The 17795-nt window shown below is 68.2% G+C and carries 18 protein-coding genes and 5 pseudogenes; 11 read left to right on the top strand and 12 right to left on the bottom strand.

The genetic code is table 11. The features are described 5' to 3' along the window. Nucleotides 1-282 precede the first annotated feature (282 nt). Nucleotides 283-825 (bottom strand): NADPH-dependent FMN reductase, encoded by a 543-nt coding sequence (locus ACZ7L0_RS28735; RefSeq protein ID WP_471245433.1) that lies wholly within the window; start codon nt 823-825, stop codon nt 283-285. A gap of 92 nt (nt 826-917) precedes the next feature. Here ACZ7L0_RS28735 and ACZ7L0_RS28730 point away from each other — a divergent pair, with 92 nt between their 5' ends. Next, nucleotides 918-1658 (top strand): SGNH/GDSL hydrolase family protein, encoded by a 741-nt coding sequence (locus tag ACZ7L0_RS28730; protein WP_471245432.1) that lies wholly within the window; start codon nt 918-920, stop codon nt 1656-1658. Between the two features lie 55 nt (nt 1659-1713). Then, the gene (locus ACZ7L0_RS28725; protein ID WP_471245431.1) at nt 1714-3102 is read left to right on the top strand and encodes an MFS transporter; all 1389 of its coding nucleotides are present in this window, start codon (nt 1714-1716) and stop codon (nt 3100-3102) included. Between the two features lie 89 nt (nt 3103-3191). Here ACZ7L0_RS28725 and ACZ7L0_RS28720 read toward each other — a convergent pair whose 3' ends face one another. After that, nucleotides 3192-3809, bottom strand: coding sequence for a TetR/AcrR family transcriptional regulator (locus tag ACZ7L0_RS28720; RefSeq protein ID WP_471245430.1), 618 nt, complete (start codon nt 3807-3809; stop codon nt 3192-3194). A gap of 27 nt (nt 3810-3836) precedes the next feature. Further along, nucleotides 3837-3977, bottom strand: a pseudogene (locus ACZ7L0_RS28715) (IS630 family transposase); the annotation flags it as partial. 468 nt (nt 3978-4445) lie between these two features. On the opposite strand from ACZ7L0_RS28715, the pseudogene ACZ7L0_RS28710 reads away from it, so the two are divergent. Continuing rightward, nucleotides 4446-5159, top strand: a pseudogene (locus tag ACZ7L0_RS28710) (IS6 family transposase); the annotation flags it as partial. Nucleotides 5160-5280: 121 nt separating this feature from the next. On the opposite strand, the pseudogene ACZ7L0_RS28705 reads toward ACZ7L0_RS28710, so the two are convergent. Then, a pseudogene (locus tag ACZ7L0_RS28705) lies at nt 5281-5559 on the bottom strand (transposase); the annotation flags it as partial. A gap of 115 nt (nt 5560-5674) precedes the next feature. After that, nucleotides 5675-6388: a TetR/AcrR family transcriptional regulator gene (locus tag ACZ7L0_RS28700; RefSeq protein ID WP_359125234.1), complete on the bottom strand. Its 714-nt coding sequence runs from the start codon at nt 6386-6388 to the stop codon at nt 5675-5677. A gap of 179 nt (nt 6389-6567) precedes the next feature. Here ACZ7L0_RS28700 and ACZ7L0_RS28695 point away from each other — a divergent pair, with 179 nt between their 5' ends. Beyond that, nucleotides 6568-7620: an alcohol dehydrogenase catalytic domain-containing protein gene (locus ACZ7L0_RS28695; RefSeq protein WP_471245429.1), complete on the top strand. Its 1053-nt coding sequence runs from the start codon at nt 6568-6570 to the stop codon at nt 7618-7620. A gap of 759 nt (nt 7621-8379) precedes the next feature. Further along, a pseudogene (locus tag ACZ7L0_RS28690) lies at nt 8380-8898 on the top strand (transposase); the annotation flags it as partial. Between the two features lie 89 nt (nt 8899-8987). Here the strand turns inward: ACZ7L0_RS28690 and ACZ7L0_RS28685 are convergent. After that, nucleotides 8988-9146 (bottom strand): hypothetical protein, encoded by a 159-nt coding sequence (locus ACZ7L0_RS28685; RefSeq protein WP_471245571.1) that lies wholly within the window; start codon nt 9144-9146, stop codon nt 8988-8990. A 15-nt stretch (nt 9147-9161) separates the two neighbouring features. Here ACZ7L0_RS28685 and ACZ7L0_RS28680 point away from each other — a divergent pair, with 15 nt between their 5' ends. Both ACZ7L0_RS28680 and ACZ7L0_RS28675 read left to right on the top strand, forming a co-directional pair. Further along, nucleotides 9162-10115, top strand: a complete 954-nt coding sequence (locus tag ACZ7L0_RS28680; RefSeq protein WP_471245561.1) for a transposase — start codon at nt 9162-9164, stop codon at nt 10113-10115. Continuing rightward, nucleotides 10085-10669, top strand: coding sequence for a transposase (locus ACZ7L0_RS28675; protein ID WP_471245428.1), 585 nt, complete (start codon nt 10085-10087; stop codon nt 10667-10669). The genes ACZ7L0_RS28680 and ACZ7L0_RS28675 overlap by 31 nt, the downstream gene beginning before the upstream one ends. A 106-nt stretch (nt 10670-10775) precedes the next feature. Here the strand turns inward: ACZ7L0_RS28675 and ACZ7L0_RS28670 are convergent, their stop codons facing one another. From ACZ7L0_RS28670 to ACZ7L0_RS28645, 6 genes and pseudogenes are all read right to left on the bottom strand, one after another. Further along, nucleotides 10776-11117 (bottom strand): hypothetical protein, encoded by a 342-nt coding sequence (locus tag ACZ7L0_RS28670; RefSeq protein ID WP_471245427.1) that lies wholly within the window; start codon nt 11115-11117, stop codon nt 10776-10778. Between the two features lie 11 nt (nt 11118-11128). Then, complete coding sequence (locus ACZ7L0_RS28665) at nt 11129-12088, bottom strand: MerR family transcriptional regulator (protein WP_471245426.1); 960 nt, start codon at nt 12086-12088, stop codon at nt 11129-11131. Nucleotides 12089-12495: 407 nt separating this feature from the next. Then, complete coding sequence (locus ACZ7L0_RS28660; RefSeq protein WP_471245425.1) at nt 12496-12678, bottom strand: hypothetical protein; 183 nt, start codon at nt 12676-12678, stop codon at nt 12496-12498. Nucleotides 12679-13177: 499 nt separating this feature from the next. Next, on the bottom strand, nt 13178-13651 hold the full coding sequence (locus tag ACZ7L0_RS28655; RefSeq protein WP_471245424.1) for a hypothetical protein: 474 nt from the start codon (nt 13649-13651) through the stop codon (nt 13178-13180). 187 nt (nt 13652-13838) lie between these two features. Beyond that, on the bottom strand, nt 13839-14414 hold the full coding sequence (locus ACZ7L0_RS28650) for a shikimate kinase (RefSeq protein WP_471245423.1): 576 nt from the start codon (nt 14412-14414) through the stop codon (nt 13839-13841). Next, a pseudogene (locus ACZ7L0_RS28645) lies at nt 14411-15076 on the bottom strand (IS256 family transposase); the annotation flags it as partial. The gene ACZ7L0_RS28650 and the pseudogene ACZ7L0_RS28645, both read right to left, overlap by 4 nt. Before the next feature lie 4 nt (nt 15077-15080). On the opposite strand from ACZ7L0_RS28645, the gene ACZ7L0_RS28640 reads away from it, so the two are divergent. The 4 genes from ACZ7L0_RS28640 to ACZ7L0_RS28625 all read left to right on the top strand — a co-directional run bounded on the left by ACZ7L0_RS28640 (nt 15081) and on the right by ACZ7L0_RS28625 (nt 17670). Next, complete coding sequence (locus ACZ7L0_RS28640) at nt 15081-15467, top strand: transposase (protein ID WP_471245560.1); 387 nt, start codon at nt 15081-15083, stop codon at nt 15465-15467. A gap of 97 nt (nt 15468-15564) precedes the next feature. Then, nucleotides 15565-16401, top strand: coding sequence for a helix-turn-helix domain-containing protein (locus ACZ7L0_RS28635; protein ID WP_471245422.1), 837 nt, complete (start codon nt 15565-15567; stop codon nt 16399-16401). Nucleotides 16402-16483: 82 nt separating this feature from the next. Beyond that, nucleotides 16484-16954: a cupin domain-containing protein gene (locus ACZ7L0_RS28630; RefSeq protein ID WP_351267672.1), complete on the top strand. Its 471-nt coding sequence runs from the start codon at nt 16484-16486 to the stop codon at nt 16952-16954. After that, a complete protein-coding gene (locus ACZ7L0_RS28625; protein ID WP_471245421.1) occupies nt 16951-17670 on the top strand; it encodes an SGNH/GDSL hydrolase family protein in 720 nt (239 codons plus the stop codon). Before ACZ7L0_RS28630 ends, ACZ7L0_RS28625 begins: the two co-directional genes overlap by 4 nt. Nucleotides 17671-17795: the final 125 nt, after the last annotated feature.

Genomic DNA, 17795 nt, shown 5'->3' with positions numbered 1-17795 from the left:
GCCACCCGCCCAGCAGGACGAGCGGTTCGCCCCGGCCCCCGTCACGTAGTGGAGGCGGACCCCGTTCACCTCCGCATGGCGGCTGACGAACCCGCCCTCCAGCGATCGCGCCAGCTCCGCGTCGGACACCGCCCCGTACATACGACTCCCCTTCGTAAACGTACGAACGTACGGGATTTCCGTACGTCAGCCGCCCGCTTCCCCGGGCTCCTCGCCGTCGTGCTCCACAGTGCCGACGAGTGCCCGGGACCGGCGGACGGCCCCTGACCTACCGGCGAGGAGTCACGCCTGCTCCGGCACGGTGGCCCGCGCCCCGGAAGCCGCCAACAGGCCCAGCGACTCGCCCAGTTGCTGACGGGCCTCGCCGACCGTGCTCCGGTCCACCGGGATCTTCGCGCAGGCCGACTCCACGATGTCGGCGCCGGTGTAGCCCAGCACTGCCCGGAGCGTGGCCTCAGCGCCCTCGCCGCGGCCCGGGGCGGCCGCGTTGATCCAGGCGGTCGGCTTGTCGCAGATCTCGGTTCCGCCGACCGTCCAGTCGAGCAGGTTCTTGAACGAGCCCGGCAGTGTGCCTGCGTACTCCGGCGTGCAGATCAGGATCCCGGCCGCCCCGCCGATCGCCGCGCGCAGCGCGGCCACGGGAGCGGGTAGAGGGTCGGTGTCGGCATCGGGGTTGAAGTACGGAAGCTCCGCCAGGCCGTCGTAGACAACGGCGTGAACGTTCACTGACGGCGCCACGGCCTCCGCGGTGCGCACGACCGCCTCGTTGTTGGAGTCGGCTCGCAGGCTCCCCGACAGCAAAAGAATCAACGGCACGGCAGACATGTGCTCAACCTACTTCCTGCTTCCCCGGGTCGTGACCGGGTGCTGATGAACGCTCTTGAGAAAACATACGGTCGACTGTACGTTCTTTTTCCATGACGTATCCCGTCTTCACCGAGTCGACCGACCCGTTCTGCCTGAACCAGGCGGATGCCGTGGCAATGCTGACCGGGGCCCCGTGGGGCAGGTACGCCGTCATCGGCGACAGCCTCTCCGCGGGGACCGGCGATCCCACCCCCGGCTACCGGCACCAGGGATGGCCGGACCGTGTCGCCGATGTCCTGCGGTCTCTCCGGCCGGATCTGGAGTACCTCAATGTCGCCGAGACCGGTGCGACAACCGCCCGGACGCTCGAGAACCAGGCGGCCCGCGCGGTCGAGTTCTCCCCGGACCTGCTCCACCTGCCGTGCGGGGCCAACGACATCGCGCGGCTCAAGCCGGACTTCGCAGAGATAGAGCGAACGCTCCGTCGGATGTACGACGTGGCGAAGGGGACCGGCGCCCTCCTGGCCACCTTCACGCTCGGCAGGGCGTACGCACTCCCGGTCTTCCCCGACTGGCCGGAGCGGATCGCCGCGGTCAACGAGATCGTGCGCGGTCTGGCCGCCGAACACGAAGCCATCGTGGTGGACATGTGGGATCACCCTGTCAACGACCGCCGGAACCTGCTCAGCGAGGACGGTCTCCACTTCTCCACCTCGGGGCAGGCCGTGATGGCGGCCGAGGTGGTCAAGAAGCTGGCCGATTTCCTGGGGGAACACCGCATCGGTCCCCCTTCCGCCTCTGCCGAACAACCGACCCTGACGAGCAAAGAGGTCTCTTATCGTGGCAAGTAGTCAGCAGGCAGCTACCCAGCCCTTAGTGGCAGCGAAAGCTGACGCTGTTCCGTGGATGACGATGACGGTCGTCCTGGCCGCCCTGTTCATGGCGGTCCTCGACTCGTTCATCGTCGTGGTCGCCGACCCCTCGATCGTGGCGGACCTGCACGCCTCCGACAGCGATGTCCAGTGGGTTCTGGCGGGCTATCAGCTCAGTTACGCGGTATTCATCATCACCGCGACTCGCCTGGCCGACCTGGTGGGCCGCAAGCGGATCTTCCTTCTCGGGGTGGCTCTGTTCACGCTGGCGTCAGTCGCCTGCGCGCTGTCGCCGAACGCGGGCAGCCTGATAGTCGCACGTGTCGTCCAGGGCCTGGGGGCCGCCCTGATGGTCCCCCAGGTGTTCGCGTTCGTCACGGTGCTGGTGCCGGCGGCGAGGCGGCACAGCGTGTACGGCGTGGTCGGCATCGTCATGGGCATGGCCACCATCGGCGGACAGGTCATCGGCGGACTGCTGATCGGCGCCGACCTGTTCGACTCCGGCTGGCGCATGGTGTTCTGGGTGAACGTGCCGATCGGAATCGCCCTGATCCTGCTCGCCGTGCGCCACGTGCCGCGGACCGCCTCAGCCTCCACCCGCAAGCTGGACATGCCCGGCGTCCTGGTCCTCAGCGCGGCCCTCTTCCTCCTGGCGCTCCCGCTGATCCAGGGGCAGGAGGCAGGCTGGCCAGGATGGGTCTGGGCCTGCTTCGCCGGCAGCGCGGTCGCGTTCGGCCTGTTCGTCTCGATCGAGCGGCGCCTGGAACGGCGGGGCGGCGATCCGCTGGTACCGCTGACGCTGTTCCACCAGCGCTCGCTCTCGATCGGGCTCGTCCTCGTCCTCGCTCTGTACGCGCTGATCTACTCGTACTACCTGGCCCTGTCGGTGACGATGCAGCAGGGCCTCGGCATGTCGGCGCTCGGCGCTGGCCTGGTCCAGGCGCCGGCGGCCACCGCGTTCTTCGTGTTCAGCATGGTGGCGAGCCGGATCATCCCGAAGTACGGGCGACGCGTCCTCGAGGTCGGGGCGATCATACTGGCGTCCGGGTATCTGGCCACCGGCCTCCTGCTGGTGTCCGGCCCCCGGATCACACCGCTGCTCGTGATCCCCACCCTCGTTCTCCAGAGCGTCGGTGGCGGACTGGTCATCACACCGGCCCTCAACACGGTGCTGAGCCGCGTCAAGCCCGAGTCGGCCGGTGTCGCGTCAGGGGTCCTGTCCACGGCCCAGCAGGTCGGCGGAGCGCTGGGCGTCGCTGTCGTCGGAGCGGTCTTCTTCAGTTCCTTCCATCCAGCGGCAGTCGGCAGGGTCGCCGCGGCCGGACACGCCTTTGCCCTCGCATCCTTCGGGGTGTTGGTCTTCGCCGTCATCGCGGGCTTCGCCGTCTTCCTCCTGCCGAAACGGCCGCCGACCGAGTCGTGAGTACGAGAACCCAGCGCAAGTGTCGTCCGGGCAGGCCGCCTGCCCGGACGACACCCGGCCACTCCTCCTGAACCCGGCTCGCCGACGCGCTACTCGGGGGCCGCCAGCAGGCCCTCGACAATGCGCCGGACCTTGCTCACCGCGCTGTCGTCCCCGAGCCGCAGAGCCATGTTGGCGGCGCACAGCACCGCATCGATCTGGAAGACGGCGAGTTCGACGTCCAGGTCCGCGATCTCACCGTGGTCGATGGCATGCCGCAGTTCGCCAGAGATGACATCGAGCCACTCCTGCTGGTCGCGGAAGAGCGCGTCATGGACGGGCCCGGACCTGCCGTCGTACTCCGCGAGGTTCGCGGCCCGGAAGCATCCACCCTCGAACAATGGGGTCGTGGCGTAGACGACCCACGCGTCGAGCAGCGCGCGCAGCCGTGCGACGCCGTGCGGCGCGGACCTGGCCGGCCGGATGACGTTGTCGATGAACATCTCGCGAGCGAAGTCGATGGCCGCCAGCTGCAGCGCCTCCTTCGTCTTGAAGAGCGTCTGGATGCCCGCCTTGCTGTGCCCTGTGTCCGCGGCCAGACGGCCAAAACTGACCCCTTCGAGACCGTCGAGCGAGGCGATGTCGACCGCCCGCCTCAACACGGCCTTCCGGGTCCGGGCACCGCGCAGGAGCCGTTTGTCGGTGACATCAGCCATGGCACTACCCATACGGTCGATCGTATCTCAGGCAGCGGGCGACTTCACGCTCACCCGTAGCCGCCGAGCGACCTCCGACGGCTTGATCTCCTGCTCGAACCACTCGGCCGCCTGCATCCGCACCGACTCCCGGCGCCGACGTCCCGCAGGGGTCAGCCCGCCCCCATCCGCATATCTCACACCGCACGGATACAGCCACCCACCCACACCCATCAGGGGCTTCGCAAAGATTCACCCCGACGAGCCGAAGTCAGTAACGCGGAAACAGCAGATCACCAGGTAGTCGGTAGTGGCTGGGTCTTCCCGAGTGCTGGCACGCCATCCGTGCCTGCCTCGTAAACCCGGTAACAGATGGCTTCGCCACTCCGCCGGCGCCTCCCGCCGTCGGCCGACGGAACCTTCCACCAGGAAGGGCGTGAGTGTGCCGTCCGAATCAAGTCCGTACGGCCACAACCTTCCAGTCCACCAGAAAGGCAAGCCTGCGGCGTCGATGGTGCCGGGGCCAGCGGCCTGCCGGTAGGCGGTTTCGGCCCCCTCACGGACCCCAGCCTCGTCCCGCATGCGGGCCAGCCGCCTCACTCAGGACGTAGGGGACGGCGTCGGCGGGCGGCCGAGCCAATGGCACTGTCACGTTGGCTGACCGGTGGGATGATCTTCTGGTTGATCGTGCTGGAGGGGCTGTCTGTGGGGTCCGTGTCGCTGTCGTACAAGGGGCACCGGTACCCGGTCGAGGTCATCTCCCACTGTGTGTGGCTGTACTTCCGCTTCCCGCTGTCATTGCGCGAGGTCGAGGAGTTGATGTTCGAGCGCGGGATCGTCGTCTCCTGGGAGACGGTCCGTCGCTGGTGCGCCAAGTTCGGGCAGGCTTACGCCAACGCGCTGCGCCGCCGGCAGCCTCGGCCTGGGGACAAATGGCACCTGGACGAGGTCTTCATCAAGATCAACGGGCGGTTGCAACACCTGTGGCGGGCCGTCGACCAAAACGGCAACGTCCTGGACATCCTGGTGCAGAACCGCCGGGACAAGGCCGCGGCCAAGCGCTTCTTCCGCCGCCTGATGAAGAGGACGGGGGCGGTGCCGCGGGTGATCGTCACCGACAAGCTCCGCTCCTACGGCGCGGCCCACCGCGAGGTCATGCCCTCCGTCGAGCACCGCTCACACAAAGGCCTGAACAACCGGGCGGAAAACAGCCACCAGCCCACCAGACAGCGCGAACGGGCGATGAAAGGCTTCCGCTCCACGGGCGGGGCCCAGCGGTTCCTGGCCGCGTTCAGCGGTATCTCGCCCCACTTCCGGCCCCGCCGCCATCTGATGCCCGCACACGACTACCGAGCCGAGATGACCGTCCGCTTCGCCATCTGGCGAGCACATCACCGGAGTCGCCGACCTCGCCACCGCGGCCTGAGCACAGGCCCGGCTCCCAAGCCCACCCTGCCCCCACGCGCCGTCAGGCAGTCACACACCCAACAACGTGACAACGCCAGCGCAGCAGTTCGTGGATGACCTGGTCGGTCCCGTCGTCCCGCCAGGCAGCGAAGTAGTAGTACGTCGCACTCTTCGGCGGCAGATCGTGCGGGAGATAGACCCACTGACAGCCGGTCCGCCCCTGGTAGAGGATCGCGTTCACGATCTCCCGCATCACGTAGGCGCCCTGGTAACCACTGACCGAGCGGTGCCGGTCCTTCCAGGCGGTGATCACCTGCTCGATCAACGACCACTGCTCGTCCGATAAGTCGCTCGGGTACGGCTTGCGTTCACTCACCCCACCACCCCAACAGACCACCAGCTGAGTACCAGCAGATTCCGCCGGCACCCACACCATCAGGCGACGATAGAACCCCTCAAGAGTCACGAACCGTCCTCTAAGGGCGGCTCGGTCAGCGCGCCGGAGCCTGCTGGCCGGTGCGGTCCTTCAGGTCTCGCTCGTGCAGCAGTCGTGCGGTCTGTTCGGACACCGGTGCGGCCAGCAGCGCGGTGACCAGGTCGACCAGCCGGCTGGTGAACAACCGGTCGTCCCTGCGAGGGCGGGCGGCGGCACGGGTGGCGAGTTCGGCGTGGCAGAAGCGCATGGCAGTGAAGCGGGTGTGGAGCACCGCGGTCGACTCGGGAGTCAGCAGAGGGTCCAGCAGGCGCCGCCACGCGTAGATGCTTGAGCTCTCGTTCGGCACGATGAGCTCGACCAGAGGTTCGGGCCGGTTGAGCAGTTCGGCCACGATCTGCAGGAACTCGCGTCCGCCGTCGGGGTCCGCGAGTTTCGCGGCGGCCGGCAGCACCAGGGCGGCGGCCAGCGAGCGAAGGTCGGCGGCCCCGCTGTCCTCGTACTGCTGCAGCAGCACCTCCCGGCGAGCGTCCACCGCAGGGAGGTGCTTGTCGAGTACGGCGCGCAGCAGCCCCGCCCTGTCGCCGAAGTGGTACTGCAGGGCCATCGCGTTGCGCTGATCCGCAGCCCGTTTGATCTCACTGAGCGAGACACCGTCGACGCCATTCGCCGCGAACAACTGCTCGGCGGCCCGGATGAGCTTGCCGCGGGTGTCACGGAGCTCCCGGCTCCGGGGCGGCATGCGGGGCTCGGGCGTCTCTTGCGCTGTCACGGAGGCCATGGTAGCGGCATCATGCCAAAGTGATACGCTTGCATTAATAATTGATTCAAGCATTTTGGTATACGTGGGAGACCATCCATGCCCCGGGACTTCGAGAACGACCCCGACGCCCTGCATCCCGCCACCTCGTTCCGTACGGACGCCGCCCTGCGACCGGACGGAGGGGTCCGGTGAAGGCGCTGACCTACCAGGGCCGTCACGACATCCGCTACGGGGACGTCCCCGACCCGGCCGTCACCAGCCCCACCGACGCGGTCGTCCAGGTCACCACGGCCGGTATCTGCGGCAGCGACCTGCACATATACAGCGGCAACGGGTTCAGCCCGGAGGCCGGCTACACCCCGGGACACGAGTGCGTCGGCGTGGTCGTCGACACCGGTAGCCAGGTCACCCGCTTCAAGCCCGGCGACCGGGTCCTGGTTCCCGCCTCGGTCGGCTGCACCCTGTGCGCAACCTGCGCGAAGGGGCTCACCGCCAGGTGCGAGCGCGCCCAGGCCCCGACGGACCTCTGCTACGGAGTCAGTCCCAAGCTCCAGGGCAGTCAGGCCCAGGTCCTGGCCGTGCCCCATGCGGAGGTCAACCTGGTGCACTTGCCCGACGGCATCTCCGACGAGGCCGCGGTCGTCCTGACGGACAACGCCCCCACCGCCTGGTACGGCTGCCGTCGCGCCCGCATCCAGCCCGGCGAAACCGTCCTCGTCGTCGGCCTCGGGCCGGTCGGCCTCATGGCCGCACAATCCGCCTTTGCCATGGGCGCCGCCCGTGTGCTGGGCGCCGACCTGGTCGCTGAGCGCCGCGCCTTCGCCGCCACCCTCGGCGTCGAACCGGTCGAAGGCGAGGACGCACGGACGGCAATACGGGAGATGACCGCAGGACGCGGACCGGACGCCGTCGTGGAGGCCGTGGGCTCGGACGCCACCATCCAGCTCGCCCTCAAAGCCGTCCGGCAGGCGGGACGGGTCAGCGTCATCGGGGTCAGCCAGAACAAGGCCTTCCCCTTCCACATGGGAATGGCCCAGGTCAAGGAGCTGGAGTTCGCCATCGGACTGTGCTCGACCCACTATGAACTCCCTCCCCTGATCGCCCTCACCCAGGCAGGCCGGATCACGCCGGAGGTCGTGGTCTCCCACCGCTTCGCCCTCTCCGAGGGCCCCGCGGCCTACGACCTGTTCAACAGCCGCGCCGACGGCGTCCGCAAGATCCTTCTCGACCCTGCCCGCTGATCACCTCGGCCCAACCGCGGACGGCGGAGGCAGTCGCGCGCGGAACGTCTGCGGCTCGCGGGCCGGCTGGCCGACGATGCGGCGGACCGGCACTATTGCTCGCCTTCTTCGGGGTCCGCGTCGATGGGTGCCGGAGAGTGCTTCGCCTGCACTATCCACTGACGGTCTCCGTCCGTCCACATGGCGTCGACGAGCGGCTGTGTGCGGTTGAGGTACTCGTGCCTCTCGCTGGCCGTCATTGAGAGCGTCGCCATCATCGCGAGGATGAACTCCGGCCATGTCGCCTTGCGGTCCTCGTCCCTTGCTGCTTGAAGGATGTGGTTGGGGGAGATCGTGTTGTAGATGGGCGACCGCCTGTCGATGTCTGCCGCGTACCGTCACCGGCCTCGCAGACCGCCTGCCGGCCCAGACCTCCTCGCCCGACCTGCCCGAGCATCCGGACTATGCAGGCCGCGGAGTCTCGTCGTGGCGTGATGCCAGCGGTATCCCGGCGAACATTGTCATCGGGGCGGACGGCGCACCGAACGGATGGCAGGTGAATCGGGCCTGCGGCCCGCTGGTCGGGGGCAGCTTCGCCCTGCACGCGGACGGCTCGTTCACCGCCACGTTGCCGCCGTCGGGATTTCAGTCCTCTCCGATGCTCAGCACGCAGCCTCCCGATCTCGTGGACGCGGTCGCGCGCACCGCGTACGTCGTCGTGGTAGAGCCAGCCGGCTCCGTCACCCGCATGCTGCGGTTCCTGGACGGCCGCAGACGCGCGACTCCGGCGGCGGCACCCACGAGTTCGTCGCCTGGCTCGCCTGGCGCGGGCGGTGGCTGTCGTACTCGGTCGGGATGACCATCACCGACGCCGTCCACCAGGCCGTCCTGAAGGTCCCGGCCTCGGCCTGGACGCCGGCCGTGGAACCCGACGGCGACATCCGCGACGGCGCCTGGGTGGCCGAACTCGCCGGCGACTGCCTGACGGGTTGGCCGAAGGGCCTGCGGCTGATCGTGCGCAAGGAGCGGCCGCACCCCGGTGCCCAGTTGCGTTTCACCGACGCCGACGGCATGCGGTTGACCTGCTTCGCCACCAACACGGCCAGCGAGGCGATCGCCGCCCTCGAACTGCGCCACCGGCAGCGGGCCCGTGCCGAGGACCGCATCCGCGCCGCCCGTGCCACCGGTCTGCGCAATCTCCCTCTCCACGACACCGCGCAGAACCAGATCTGGCTGGAGATCGTTCAGATCGCCCTCGACCTGCTGGCCTGGATGCCCCTACTCGCCCTGACCGGCCGCTGAGGGCCCGGCTGTCGCGTCGGGTGGGAGCCGGGTTCCACGGATTCGGAGGTGTTCGGCTGCTCGTCGGGGTGGGTCGTTGTCGCTGGTCAGTTGGGGTTCGGCAGGGCTTTCAGCCGGGTGAAGGCGCTGTTGATCGTGTCGGTCCAGGGCCAGTGGTGAGCCAGCCGCAGGATGCGTCGACGGCCGGTGGTGACCAGGCGGGCGGCGCCCTCTGCCCCGCCGCGTGACCCGGTCGGCAGACCCACGGGCCGGGTCCCGGCATCGCAGCTGCCGGGGCCCGGCCCTCGGCGTGGTCACCGGGCAGGCTGGCGCTCGTCTCAGTCATGCAGTTCGCCGAGGGCCTGTCGGACCGGCAGGCCGCGGACGCGGTGCGCGGGCGGCCGGACTGGAAGTACTTGCTGCGGCTGGAGCTGGCCGACCCGGGCTTCGACCACTCAGTGCTCACCGAGTTCAGGGACCGGCTGATCGCGGGAGACGCCGGGGTCGAGCTCTTGGACCGTGTCCTTGAGGCCGCTGCGGAGCACGGCTTGCTCAAGGCCGTTGGCCGTGCGCGTACGGACTCCACGATCGTGTTGTCCGCCGCCCGGCAGATCAACGGGCTGGTGCGGCTCGGTGAAACCCTGCGGGCCGCGTTGAACAGCGTGGCGGCCCACGAGCCGGAGTGGCTGGCTGGGTGGGTTCCGCCTGAATGGTTCGACCGGTACGCAATCCGGTTCGAGGAGACCCGGCTGCCCAAAGGGAAGGCCAAGCAGACCGAGCTGATCGGCGCCGACGGCCTGAGACTGCTTGCCGCCCTGTACGCGCCCGACGCCCCCGCGTCCCTACGGCTGCTTGGCCGGGTCCAGACCCTTCGGAGGATGTGGATTCAGCAGTACTTCGTCGATAACGGACAAGTTCGTCGCCGGGACCTCAAGGACCGGCAGCCGGGCGCGGAGCGGCTGGTTACGCCCTATGACACCGACGCGCGGGGCAGCGTGAAGCGCGGCGTTTTCTGGGACGGCTACAAGGTCCACCTCACCGAGACCTGCGAGCCGGACCGTCCGAACCTGATCACCCACGTCGCCACGACCGACTCCACGGACCAGGACGTGCGGCTGGTCGCCCCGATCCACGCCCACCTCGCCGAGCGCGACCTTCTGCCCGATTGCCACCTGGTCGACGCGGGCTACCGACAGCCAGGGAAGTGGTCACCGCCCGCCGGAAGCACAAAGTGAACCTGGTGGGTCCGATCCTCGCCTCTACCAGTTGGCAGACCAGGGACGGCGGCTTCTCCCAGGCCGACTTCGCCGTCGACTGGGTGAACCGACAGGTGACCTGTCCCAACGGCGTGATCAGCAGTCGTTGGATCGAAGACCGCTCCCAGGAGGGGACAGCCGTGGTCCGGGCGCGCTTTCCGACGGCTGCCTGCCGTCCCTGCAAGTCCCGAGAGCAGTGCACCCGCTCCAACAGCAATGGGGACATGGGCCGTCGGATCACCCTCCGCCCGCAAGCGGAGTATGAGGCGATTCAGCAGGCACGAGCCCAGGAGGACACTCAGGAGTGGAAGGAGCAGTACGCCCACCGGGCTGGTGTCGAAGGCACCATCTCCCAAGGTGTTCGAGCCTTCGGTCTGCGGCGATGCCGGTATCACGGCCTGGCCAAGACGCGGCTACAGCATCCGCTCACCGCGGCCGCGATGAACTTCCACCGCCTCAATGCATGGTGGAACGACACCCCCAGAGCCCGCACTCGCACATCTCACCTGGCAACCCTCCGGCCCGCCCAGTAGAACGATGTGCGTGCCGTCCCGATCGCTGATCGTGGCGCTGTGGAAGTTCTGCGGGTACTCCTGACACAGTGGCTGTCTCGTGTGCCGTCGGGCACCGCGAGCCCGTTCAGGCAGCCGCCCATGGAACACGGCAGGTGTGCGGCGCCATGCCCTCTGGACACAGGGTCTTGATCACTGTCTTGCGGATCGCCCGCCACGTCCGCAGGGAGCACAGTAAGTGGACGCGCAGCTCTATGGGTTCCCGTGCGCCACTGCTCTGGGCAGGATGTTCCACGACCCACTGTTCCGCCAGGTGGTCGTACACGTCAGCGGTCGACAGCTCGCTGCCGGGAAAAGTGCGGACGATGGTCTCATCGACGATCCGGGCGCTCCGGGACCCCACAGCCTCCTCGACGAGTTTGCTGACCCATGCCAACCCCTGCTCGTCTGCGTACAAGCCGAATTTCAAGACGCGCGTCCTCATTGCATCAGGCCTTTGTGATCGTCGTCATCGCCATGGCAGAAGGCGGTGGCGAACCAGGTGTAAACGGGAGCGAGTGTTGGTGATGCGGGCCATCCATTGATCGTCGCCACGAGTTGCCAGTAGCGCTCGGTGTGTGGGTCGGCGGTTGTCTGCAGGCGGGGGAGGAGCCAGCGGCGCAGATCCCCGTCGTCAGCACGCTCGAATGCGTAGCCGTAGAGGCCGCCCAGTGCGTCGGCACGGGGTGCATCTTTGGCAAAGGCCGGGAGGATGCCGGCGGATACGGCTTCGTCGAATCGTTCACGCATCGCGTGGTTGAGAGCGTCCTGCAGGGCGCTGACGTCTTGCTGGGAAGGCTCTTGCGCTTGGTCCGCCGCTGTGCGGCGTAACGCGATACGGAAGTCCGCGTTCTGGCAGAGTTCGGCGAGTTCCACCCAGGCCTCGGCTTGTTCGGGCGCGGGATCATCGGGGAGCTCGGGAATGGCGGATCGCATCAGGGGCACGAACTCGGGGTTGTCGTTAAGGTCCCTGAACGCGTCGTCGATGAAGTCGGATACCAACTGGTGCCGTTCGGCCCGGCAAAGCGTGGCGAGTCGGTGCATGAGGTCCATCTCCATGGTGGTGGGGCCGCGCCTGGCGACTGCTCGCAGTATTGCCCGGCGCAGGCGGAGAGTCTGGATCTGTACGTCCCGAGCGTTGGCGTGTACTTCAGCGACTTCCGATATGGATGCCTCCCGGTCCAGCACCTTGCGCACGGTCGCCAGGTCCAGCCCGAGATCGCGCAGGGTGCGGGCCAGGTCCAGGCGTGTGAGTGCGGCGAGGCCGTACAGCCGGTAGCCCGCGGGACTCCGGTCGGCTGGCGGGACGATGCCCTTGTCGGAGTAGAACCGGATGGTCTTCACCGTCAGGCCGGTCCTGCGGGACAACTTTCCGATGGAAAAGAGCGTGTCGCGGTCCATGCCCCCAGCATGCTGTCTCCCCCCACAGGAGACTCAACCGGGGCCAGGACTTCCTCCGGGGGGCAAGGGCTCTGTGCACCTTGTTGACCATGTGCCGGGCGGTGTCGTCCGCGACCACGGCGTCTCGGGCTGGTCCGGGCGCTGCCCGACTCGCTTTTCAGCCAGGTCCGTCGTCCAGCGCCGCACCCTGGCACGCTCGTCCAGCGGAGAGCGTCGATCGCCTCGAAGCGTTCGGCATCGTCCGGTATGAAGGCGAGGACCCAGTGGATCTTGTGGGAGACGCCCTCAAACGCCGGCGGCGGGCCAACGGTAGGCGGCAACCTCCGTTGGCACAGAATTCGCCAACGGTGTCTTGCAGTTGCCGGGGTCGGGGCGCCTCGCATGCTAGCCGCGCCTGCCCACCGGGCTCAGCGGCGGATATAGACGGTCACGTTGACGATCGTGCCGCTGGCGAAGACGGTGCCCCCGAACAACGCCACAGCGGCGATCGGGCCCGTATGTCCGCCGGCAGCCAGCAGGCAGATGGCGGTCATCGCCAAGAGCGCGACGATGGCAGGGATCACCTGGCTGACCTGGGCAAGACGGGACACCGGTCTGGCTGCGGTACTGTTCCGCGATGTAGCAACAGGATTCATCTCTCGTGATTTCACTCGGGTCGATGTGATCCCAACGCGACACCGGGGAGTCCTCGGTCGTACCCTCCGCCGTCCAAAGCTCGGGTGCGACCTTCGGGGCTCCCCTTTTGCGCGCCGGGACCACGATGGTCGGGCGGGAAGATGCGTTCCCTGGCTGAGACCGCCACCCCCCGCGAAGAGGTCAAGGACGTTTTCTGCACCAGCAGTTGCCGCCTGACGCTCCGCTGCGAATCCTGCACCCACCTCTGGCGGGAAAGCCAATCCGGCACCCGTAGGAGTCGTGAGAACACCCTTGGGAGTCACACGAGAGTGCTGACGGCAAGGAACTGAGCCCACACCGGACATACCGTGGGGCACGCAGTCACCGGCATTCGAGCTGCCGGGGTCGGGCCGCTCGGTGTCGTAGCCACCGTTGTATCCACCGGTGGCCGCGTGGCGGCACGCGTATCCGTGTTCAGCTTGCCTGCCGGTCGCACTCCCACCGGACCGGGGGGCCGTCGCAGTGGGCGCAAGGGCCCTGTGTGCGGCAGTCGGTCCACCCGGCGTGCGGAAGGGCAACGCCAGGGCAATCCCCACCGAGCGAACACGACATGCTGCCGTCCTGGTGATGGAGCTGGAGGCCCGAGCAGCCCCCGCCCATGGCGGTGAGGGCCCCAGCGAGGCTGCTGAGGTCCGGCGGTCCCATCTCCCTGGCCACCGCGACCAGGTCCTCGAAGACGAAGTCGGCAGCCTGATCGGGGCGGTTGTCCTGCAACGCGGCGCACATCTCTTCAGTGACCCGGTGCCCGTTGATGAGCGGCCAGCCGTCGGAGCCGGCCTGCAGGGAGAGCTTGTCCACGCCGATGAGGTCCGCCCGCCAGTCTCCGGTCTTGGGCTGAGGAAGCATCACGGAGAGGACGTCATGGAGGTCCAGGGATGCGCACCTCATGGACAGCAGCCGACGGCACCGTACGGGATCCGCTGCGCAGGCGCCTGTCCCGCCGCGCCTGCTTCGCACGCTTGGCGTCTCATCCCATCCCGGCCTCCATGTCGCGACTGCTTTCCTTGCCCTGCCAACGACAGATGGACGAGTAATTGTCAATACCTGTGGGTCCTGAGTGTCCGTCCTTCGCTGATCAGTTCATCAGGAGCAGTCGTGCTGCGGTCTGGGAGGGGGACTCGTCGTGGGTGTAGATCGTCCGCGTCGCGACCTGTTCGGTGCCGGGGTCATCGAGCCAGTGGGCGAGGAAGTCGTGTCCGTCGATGATCCAGGACCGCCCTTTGCTCTCGGTGCAGCGCCGTCGGAGGGTGGCCAGGGAGCCCTCACGGTCGGGAGAGGGCAGTAGACGGACCACATCCGGGCAGCAGCTCAGCGCGGTGCGGACCATGGTCTGATGGCGGCGGTCGGTGTAGCTGGTGTGGCCCGCGCCCAGGGCGATGACGGCACCGGGATGATCGGTGACGGCACGGGCCACGGCGTGCGCCCGGGCCGGCTCCCACTCGGCTTCGGCGGCCACACGCCCAACCACGGCGATGCGCTCGCGCACCCTGTTGATGCTCCAGCCCACCTCCGCGTAGTGCCCCTGCGCGGCGGCGTCCAGATCGACGAACGGCCGGTGCGTCCGTGCGGCGAGTTCCCGGCCGAGGGTGGTCTTCCCGGTGCCGGCCGGACCGACAAGAACCATCCAGGGCGCCTCGGTGCGCCGCCTCACGCGGCAGCCTCCTCGGGGCGTTCGACGAGGTGACCGTCCTTGAAGACGGCCCCGTTGCGGACCAAGGCCACGAGGTGGGGTGCGGTGACCGCCCTCCAGCGGGCCTGCGCAGACTCCGCGAGCTTGAACACCATCGCCAGGGCCGCCGAGGGGCTGCCGGCGCCACGGGTGACACGGGTCCTCAACTTGGCCGTACTGAAGGTGGATTCGATCGGATTTGTCGTTCTCAGATGCACCCAGTGTTCGGCGGGGAAGCCGTAGAACGCCAGGAGCTCGTCGACTTCGTCGGTGACCTTCTTCACGGCCCTGGGCCACTTCGCGCCGTAGGTCCGCTCGAACTGCCTGACCGCCTCCTCGGCGTGGTCGCGGTCCTCGGCATTGTATGTTTCCTGCAGGGCCCTCTTCGCTCCGGGCTGGGCCGACTTCGGCAGGGCGTTGACCACGTTGCGGGTCTTGTGAACCCAGCACCTCTGGTGTCTGGCCTGTGGAAACACCTCCGCCAGGGCCCGCCACAAGCCCATCGCGCCATCCCCGACGAGCTCGGGATCCCGCATGCCGCGCCGTCGGCAGTCGCGCAGGAGGTCGGCCCAGGACTCGGTCGACTCACGCAGACCCTCGGCGAGCGCGACGAGTTCCTTGTGGCCATCGGCGCGCACACCCATGGCCATCGTCATCAAGTTCAACAAGGAGACATGCCGCCCCTGCCCCGTGCGCGACCAGTGCACCCGCTCGAAGACCGGCGGCCGAACCCTCTCCCTGCAACCCCGCGAGGTTCAAGAAGTCCTCAACCACGCCCGCCTCCAGCAGGGCGACGAGCAGTGGCGAGCCAAGTACGGAACCCGCGCGGGCATCGAGGGAACCATCCACCAGGCCGTCGCGGTCACCGGAATGAGACGTGCCCGCTACCTCGGTCTCCAGAAGACCCACCTGGAGCACGTCTTCTCCGCCGTCGCGCTCAACCTCGTACGCCTCGATGCCTGGTGGAACGGCCACCCGCTCGACCGCACCCGCGTCAGCCACCTTGCCCGACTCGACCTCTCCCTCGCCGCGTGACCGAATAAGCCAGCAGGATCGTCACCAGCCGCAAACGGCGGTGATCAGTCCTTGGATGGTGATCTTCCTGGGCTGGGCGGCTCGTACACTGACGAAAATGGAGGACCACACGGCCACCGGGATCGGTGCACGTCCGGCGCCTGTCTTGCGGCAGTACGTCGACTCGTATGTCGGCTTCGACCTCCGCGGGCTCCCGACGGGGGTGCACTGTGGCCCGCCGAGCCGCGCGCTCACTGCGGTGATCAGCCTGTCAGATCCTTTGGAGGTGGCGGCGGGCGTTGACGACGGGTCACCGGTCACCCGATTCGGCAGCGTGGCCGGCGGTCTGATGTGCCGGTCCGTCGCGATTCACCACGACGGACGCCAGCAAGGTGTTCAGGTATCGCTGACACCGCTCGGGGCCCGGGCCATCTACGGCATGCCCGCCGCCGAGCTCGCCCACCGACTGGTCCCACTTGACGAGCTTCTCGGAGCGCTTGCTGTCGAGCTGGTCGACCGGCTCCGATCGGCGACAACATGGGCGGCGCGGTTCACCGCGCTGGACGAATTGCTCCTCCGAGCTGTCAGCCGTGGCGCCTGCGGCGACCATGTGCGCTGGGTGCGCCCCGAGGTAGCCGAGGCGTGGCGCCGCCTCGTCGCCGCGCGGGGTTGCGTCCAGGTTGGTGCGGTCGCCGCGGAACTCGGCTGGAGCCGTCGGTACCTCACCGAGCGGTTTCGCGGTGAGGTGGGCCTGTCGCCGAAGACCTTCGCCCGAGTCTTGCGCTTCGAGCACGCGCACGAACTGGCGGCGGCGCAGGACCCGCTCCCGTGGGGCGATGTGGCAACCGTCTCTGGCTACGCCGACCAGGCCCATCTCGTTCGGGACTGGCGCGAGTTCACGGGCCGATCGCCAACAGCCTGGCGTCGCAGCGAAGTTCTCCTCGGAGCCGGGTAGCCGCCAACCGTCTGCCCGTCGCGTCGGCTTCTCTTCCCTTTTCTTCAAGACCGCCCGATCGCTGTCGTGGACGATCGTCGGCATGAGACTCGTCAACCACGAACGGAATGCCATGGACCTGCGGACCACCCCCGTGCACCTCGGACTGGGATCGAGAGCGAAACCCGTCGAGGGCTTCACCTGGGACCCGGAGGTGCTCCAGGCCTACAGCGCCGCAGTCGCGGCAGACGGCGCCGAGGGCCGGATGGTGATGATCTTCGACGGCGACGGGCTCGGCGACCATTGGGAGAGCCACCCTGCAGGCGACGAACTGGTCGTTTGCCTCAGCGGGTCCGTGACGGTCACCCGCGACGTGGACGGGGTGCCCGACCGCGTTCTGCTCGGGCCGGGCGAGGCCACCATCAACCCGGCCGGGGTATGGCACGTGGTCGACATGGAGGGGCCGACGTCCATCCTGGCCATCACTGCGACCCTCGGCACTGACCACCGTCCTCGGACCGACACCCGCCCGACCGAACGCGTCGGCACGCCCAGCCCGGAGGAAGCGCCGTGACGACACGCATCGCGTGCCTCGGCGACAGCCTCACCCGCGCGCAGTTCAGCGTCGACTACCTGGATCTTCTCGGTCGACGCCACCCTCCCGGTGACGTGCAGCTTGCCCGTTTCGGCGCCAACGGCGACTTCGCCTACAACCTCTTGCAGCGCCTCGATGCCGTCGTCACGAACCCACCCGATGTGATCACCGTGTTGATCGGGACCAACGACGCCCGAGCGAGCCTTGCCGGCTACCCCGTCGAGCAGGCGATGAAGCGCAAACAGCTCCCCGATCGCCCGTCGGCCGGCTGGTTCCAACAGTGCCTGGGAGCCGTCGTCGCACGGCTGCGAGCGGAGACCGACGCGACGATCGGTCTGCTGTCGCTACCGGTACTCGGCCAACAACTCGACGGAGCAGCGGCACAGGCATCGCAGGCGTACAGCCGGATGATCGCCGAGGTCGCCGCCACCAACGAGGTGGCCTACCTTCCGCTCCACGAACGCCAGGTCGAGGAACTGCGCCAAGCGGACCCGCCGCCGATTTCATACCGGGAGGTGACGCCCGCAGCGGCCGTCGGCGTCCTCGTCCAGCACGCAGTGCTGCGCCGCAGCCTCGACACGATCTCGCGGCGGCGAGGTCTCGTGCTCACGACCGACCACATCCACCAGAACAGCCGCGGCGCCACCCTTATCGCTGAGGTCATCGACGCCGGTCTGCTGACCCAGAGCGCGTAGCTGGTTCCGGCGCCCGGCCAGTCGGATGCCATCTACCGCGCGGAGGTGGCATCCGATCCAGGCGGTCAACGCCTACGACATTTGGCTCGTCTGGCTGCGTGACCACCGCGAGGGCACCTGGGTCA

Source organism: Streptomyces sp. NPDC039424 (assembly GCF_055639495.1).
The sequence above is the reverse complement of the archived record's forward strand: the minus strand, read 5'-3'. Positions and strand labels throughout refer to the sequence as shown.

Bases quoted from the DNA above. Each gene is read 5' to 3' on its own strand.
- ACZ7L0_RS28735 (WP_471245433.1), bottom strand. From the start codon at position 825: ATGTCTGCCGTGCCGTTGATTCTTTTGCTGTCGGGGAGCCTGCGAGCC.
- ACZ7L0_RS28730 (WP_471245432.1), top strand. From the start codon at position 918: ATGACGTATCCCGTCTTCACCGAGTCGACCGACCCGTTCTGCCTGAAC.
- ACZ7L0_RS28725 (WP_471245431.1), top strand. From the start codon at position 1,714: ATGACGATGACGGTCGTCCTGGCCGCCCTGTTCATGGCGGTCCTCGAC.
- ACZ7L0_RS28720 (WP_471245430.1), bottom strand. From the start codon at position 3,809: ATGGGTAGTGCCATGGCTGATGTCACCGACAAACGGCTCCTGCGCGGT.
- ACZ7L0_RS28665 (WP_471245426.1), bottom strand. From the start codon at position 12,088: ATGGACCGCGACACGCTCTTTTCCATCGGAAAGTTGTCCCGCAGGACC.
- ACZ7L0_RS28655 (WP_471245424.1), bottom strand. From the start codon at position 13,651: ATGAGGTGCGCATCCCTGGACCTCCATGACGTCCTCTCCGTGATGCTT.
- ACZ7L0_RS28635 (WP_471245422.1), top strand. From the start codon at position 15,565: ATGGAGGACCACACGGCCACCGGGATCGGTGCACGTCCGGCGCCTGTC.
- ACZ7L0_RS28630 (WP_351267672.1), top strand. From the start codon at position 16,484: ATGAGACTCGTCAACCACGAACGGAATGCCATGGACCTGCGGACCACC.